Origin of the sequence: Streptococcus oralis (assembly GCF_023109315.1) — a bacterium.
GTDB classification, from domain to species: domain Bacteria; phylum Bacillota; class Bacilli; order Lactobacillales; family Streptococcaceae; genus Streptococcus; species Streptococcus oralis_BS.
On the sequence record NZ_JALDUF010000015.1, the window covers coordinates 1 to 4,225 of the forward strand.

Consider the following 4,225-nt stretch of genomic DNA (forward strand, 5'->3'; position numbering starts at 1 on the left):
CCCCTTGTTTAGTTTTTACTAGGTAATTTACCTTTCTAGCCTCCAAAAGAGCATAAGGGAAACTGATATCACGTGCCGTGATATGTTGATAGTATCAACGTTTTCGGTACCGGTAATTTTCTCGGCTTCGCCTACTTACACACACTATCCTGTTTATCACCCTTTTTGACTATCTCACACTTTAACACACTCTTATCTCATACAGATACACACAAAAAAAGAGATGCTGATTTCTCAATCAACAATCTCTTCAGCTGGTAAGGTATAAAACGGCAAGTATTTTGGCAGTTCCTCAATCTCCAAACCGAGAACGTCTGCTAATTCAGCAATCTCTTTCATCAACTCGTCGATTTCACCCTCTAGTAACTCATAACGTTTTTTATCCAACACTTTTTTCACTCGAGCAATTTGACTAGCCACGAATTCAAATTGAAGTTCAATAGCGCTTCGAGAACTGTCCCAATAGTTTTGGGCAATAGCCTGCTTTTTCTCTGTAGCTTGTAGATGGTCAGCCAAGGCATTAAAACTATCCCATGCAGTACTTTCCCACTGCTCAGCTTCTTCTACTTGCCTTAATAATCTATTTCTTTCAGCTTTTAATTTTTCGATATCGTTTATTAGTTCTGCTCTTTCTGTCATTTTGTTGTTCCTTTTCTGCGTTCATTGGTCTAAAAAATCATAAATGTCTGTTTGAACTTCATGAGATTCTGAACTATTCAGTCTAGCCAACATTTCTTGCTTTTTGCGTTCCAATTCGGCTTTTGTCTCTTCGCTTGTCATGTTCACGTAATCAGTATTTGACCAACTAGGCACGTTTGACTTGCTTTTCTGCTTATATTTTGGCTTATTAAATTTATTTGGAACATACGATTCGGACATTTCAGGATTCCAAGTGAACTCGTAGCCTAGAACTGGATTGCCACGCTTGTTTGACTTGATTTTTTTAACCTTTAGATTTTGGAAATAAGGGGAAAGTTGGCTCAGAATAGGTTTTAATACAAGTCTATCAATCTCACTAGGTCTATATGTTTTCGGGGTATCTAATATCCGTTTCAAATCCTCAACAGAGAACTCTTTCTGTCCCAGTGTTCTCCATTGCTTGAGAAGTCTATACATAGTTTTGGCATAGGTTGAGCGAATGGAGGTGAATTCTTCTAGCTCATACCGTGTAAACTGAGTTTCTAGCTTGTTCAAAATATAGTCAAAATTGGCGGACACCTTAACTTCGATTGTCCGTTTCTCTAAGTCCACCTCAAATATTTCAAACAAAGTCATTACTCTAAATTTTCTCTCAGATTGCTCAAAGTAAGTTAGCTGTCCAATTTTTTTAACTGCTGTAGTTATCGTCTCTTCCCAACGATACTTTCTAGATGAACTAGCAAGTGACTTTAACTCGTCAGTATCAAACACGAGCTTTTTCAAACCTTGTTCTTTTGCTTTTGTCAGTATCGTGAAAAAGAAATTCATCTCTTCTGCGGTCCATGTCCGCATAACAACTGTATTTAAATCATTGTGATATTTTACTACCTCGCCAGTCATAAAGACACCTCCGTTTATTGTCTTTATAATATCATACTTTAAATTAAAAGACAATATATATTTTGTATTTCAATATGCACATTTTGTACCCTAAGTCTGCACATTTTGTACCCTAAGTCTGCACATTTTGTACCCTAAGTCTGCACATTTTGTACCCTATAAAAGCTGAAATCCCTTGCCGCTCTAAGGCTTTTAAGAGCCTTAAATATATATAAAATATAATTAAATATATATAAAAAGGGTCTCACTTCGTTCGCTCCTCTATTCCCTAATTACAAATCAAGCTATCTATCAAAAATTAACCCTAATTTTTACTATTTAGCAAAAATATGTTATAATTTAACCAACAACAAGAGTAGTGAGTTCATCACGCTAAACGAAAAGCACCCTGTCCGCCAAGACTTAGGGTGCTTTTTTTGCGCCAGCTACAACACACTAGCGTTCGTGAAAAGTGACACTATTCCTTGTTGTCATCGAAGCGCTTTTCAATCCACTTCATCCCATAGGCTTTCCCCAACTCGTACGCTAAGGGCAACACTACTCGGATAACAACAAGAAGAGTAATGAGTTCTAACATGCTAAACACCTCCTTTCGAAGGCTTAGTGCCAGAATATTGCTATTATACCATGACCTTTTTCTAAAAAGCAAAGTATGATAATCTTTTTCTTTGCTTGCTTTATTCCATGGTCTATTTGACAACAAGTAACCTAGGTCGTTAGTCTTTGGTTTGTCGGGCAGCTGAACAAAGTTCAGACTGATCCGTCCTAACCAGTCTAACTTGACCTAGCTTGTTGTCAAATAGCTTTCACGGCATAAATCGCTCAGACGCTCTCAGAAGCCATATTTTCCCCTCTAACGCATTTTAATATCAAAACTATAGAATCCAACCTAAAACTAAAAACGAGCGCCCATAAGCCTTCTAGGGGCTATTTACGCTCGTTTAACGCTTTGAGTAAAACTCATAGTCCAAAACTATTGAGACAGTTCACGGTTTGGAGATTGAGGTGCTACCAAAATACTTGCCATTTATGCCTTACTAGCTGAATAGAGGCTGATTTCTCAATCAATATTCTCTTCCATCGGTAAAGTTTCAATAAAGGTTAGTAATACACTTCATATTCGCCTTATCCACCTTTTACTTTTTCAATTACTTCCTGTTAGAAATAAAAAATTTATCAATGAATAATAAGTGAAATGATGCAAGTGTAATTCCCAAATAGCACCCATAATAAGAGATATCTTGATGGGTAAGGGGGAAAAGAGTATTATTACCCATCAAGAGGGATGACAAAATCACAAATAGTATCCAGAATAAATCAGTCCATTTATATTTTGAAAAATATTTTTTCCACATAAGAATACCTTCTTTCTTTACCACAATACTATTATATGATACGATGTAAGCGAATACAAATAAAAAGGAGAAAAGCTCATGAAAACTACTAAATTTTTTGCAACTGCTATTTCTGCAGGTATATTAACTTTTAGTCTTACTTCGCCGTCTCTTGTCTTTGCACAAAGTGTGACACCCCTACCGAAATCTCATGTTGCAAGACTCCAGACTAATCAAGTCAAATTTGAAGAGGATGTTTTTTATAGTTTAGACGAACTTTTTGCATCTACTGATTTAAGCGTTGAAGAACAAGAGAGAATTACTCAAGATATTTTGAAAGTCATCGAAACTGACGGAAAATCAATGGACAGAACTGTTATGAGAACTGTAATAAAACGATTAAGTCATTCCGAAGTCCAAAGTATCGTAAATTCAAGTGACCCTATAGGTGACTTGATGGGATATCTTCCTTATGTAGGAGGTATATATTCAGTTTTACGTTCTTTTTCTCAAGAAACATTTCGGACAGCTGCAAGAAATGGATGGGGATTGGAGTATGTAGTTGTTGCAGATAGAGATAATCCAACTTCAACAGGGATATACTTTTATTGGAGATACGTTAAGTAACAAAATATAAATATATCTTAAAAATAAACAGAAAAAATAAAATAAAAAAAGAATTTAGGAGCTGGTTCCTAAATTCTTTTTTTATTTTGGTTTGGTGGCTGTTCTCTGTTGCTTGTTGTATCACTTCAGCAATGGTTGGTTATCGATTATCAGTGAACTGCATTTCATAACCAATGACCTTCCTCTCCAATCAGCTATATAAATATGCTACCCCACACCCTAGAACGCCTCTACGGGCTATTTACGCTCGTTTAATGTTTTAAGTAATAACTCGTATATCAATTCTTGCTGTTTTTCAATCATACCAAGACGGCGCATGACCTTTTCTTCAAACGTGGCATCATAGCTATCTTTTCTCAGTCGAGAACGAATCTCATCTACTCCTGAAGGAGATATACGATACACTCCGTCCTCTTGTTCAACCTGGAAAATATTTAAATTTTTTCTGTGATACTTTACCAGGTCTTTTGATATCCCTAACTCCTCTGCGACCTCTTTTAGTGTTTTCCAATCTGACATGACTTTAAAACCTCCTTACTAGCATAATATCGTTGTGGCAAGCGTAGCATATGGCTATCAACTTACCAGTAAGTTTACCACATGCTGGGTCAGTTTCAAAATGAAAACTGATTTTTGGGAGCCCCCAAACCCCTTGTTTAGTTTTTACTAGGTAATTTACCTTTCTAGCCTCCAAAAGAGCATAAGGGAAACTGATATCACGTGCC

6 protein-coding genes are annotated in these 4,225 nt (G+C 36.4%); 1 reads left to right on the forward strand and 5 read right to left on the reverse strand.

Annotated elements, in window-relative coordinates; translation table 11 throughout:
* Positions 1 to 234 precede the first annotated feature (234 nt).
* The 3 genes from M1F74_RS10005 to M1F74_RS10015 all read right to left on the reverse strand — a co-directional run bounded on the left by M1F74_RS10005 (position 235) and on the right by M1F74_RS10015 (position 2,894).
* A complete protein-coding gene (locus M1F74_RS10005; RefSeq protein ID WP_084868979.1) occupies positions 235 to 639 on the reverse strand; it encodes a hypothetical protein in 405 nt (134 codons plus the stop codon).
* 21 nt (positions 640 to 660) lie between these two features.
* Positions 661 to 1,539, reverse strand: coding sequence for a replication initiation protein (locus M1F74_RS10010; protein WP_084868980.1), 879 nt, complete (start codon positions 1,537 to 1,539; stop codon positions 661 to 663).
* Positions 1,540 to 2,687: 1,148 nt separating this feature from the next.
* On the reverse strand, positions 2,688 to 2,894 hold the full coding sequence (locus M1F74_RS10015; protein WP_049537192.1) for a hypothetical protein: 207 nt from the start codon (positions 2,892 to 2,894) through the stop codon (positions 2,688 to 2,690).
* Between the two features lie 78 nt (positions 2,895 to 2,972).
* Here M1F74_RS10015 and M1F74_RS10020 point away from each other — a divergent pair, with 78 nt between their 5' ends.
* A complete protein-coding gene (locus M1F74_RS10020) occupies positions 2,973 to 3,500 on the forward strand; it encodes a hypothetical protein (RefSeq protein WP_084868977.1) in 528 nt (175 codons plus the stop codon).
* Positions 3,501 to 3,737: 237 nt separating this feature from the next.
* Here the strand turns inward: M1F74_RS10020 and M1F74_RS10025 are convergent, their stop codons facing one another.
* Together M1F74_RS10025 and M1F74_RS10030 are read right to left on the reverse strand one after the other, a co-directional pair.
* Positions 3,738 to 4,019 (reverse strand): hypothetical protein, encoded by a 282-nt coding sequence (locus tag M1F74_RS10025; protein WP_084868978.1) that lies wholly within the window; start codon positions 4,017 to 4,019, stop codon positions 3,738 to 3,740.
* 4 nt (positions 4,020 to 4,023) lie between these two features.
* On the reverse strand, positions 4,024 to 4,225 hold a 202-nt coding region (locus M1F74_RS10030), incomplete at its 5' end, for a hypothetical protein (protein ID WP_247947025.1).

Coding starts and splice junctions, on each gene's coding strand:
- M1F74_RS10010 (WP_084868980.1), bottom strand. CDS start 1,539: ATGACTGGCGAGGTAGTAAAATATCACAATGATTTAAATACAGTTGTT.
- M1F74_RS10015 (WP_049537192.1), bottom strand. CDS start 2,894: ATGTGGAAAAAATATTTTTCAAAATATAAATGGACTGATTTATTCTGG.
- M1F74_RS10025 (WP_084868978.1), bottom strand. CDS start 4,019: ATGTCAGATTGGAAAACACTAAAAGAGGTCGCAGAGGAGTTAGGGATA.
- M1F74_RS10020 (WP_084868977.1), top strand. CDS start 2,973: ATGAAAACTACTAAATTTTTTGCAACTGCTATTTCTGCAGGTATATTA.
- M1F74_RS10005 (WP_084868979.1), bottom strand. CDS start 639: ATGACAGAAAGAGCAGAACTAATAAACGATATCGAAAAATTAAAAGCT.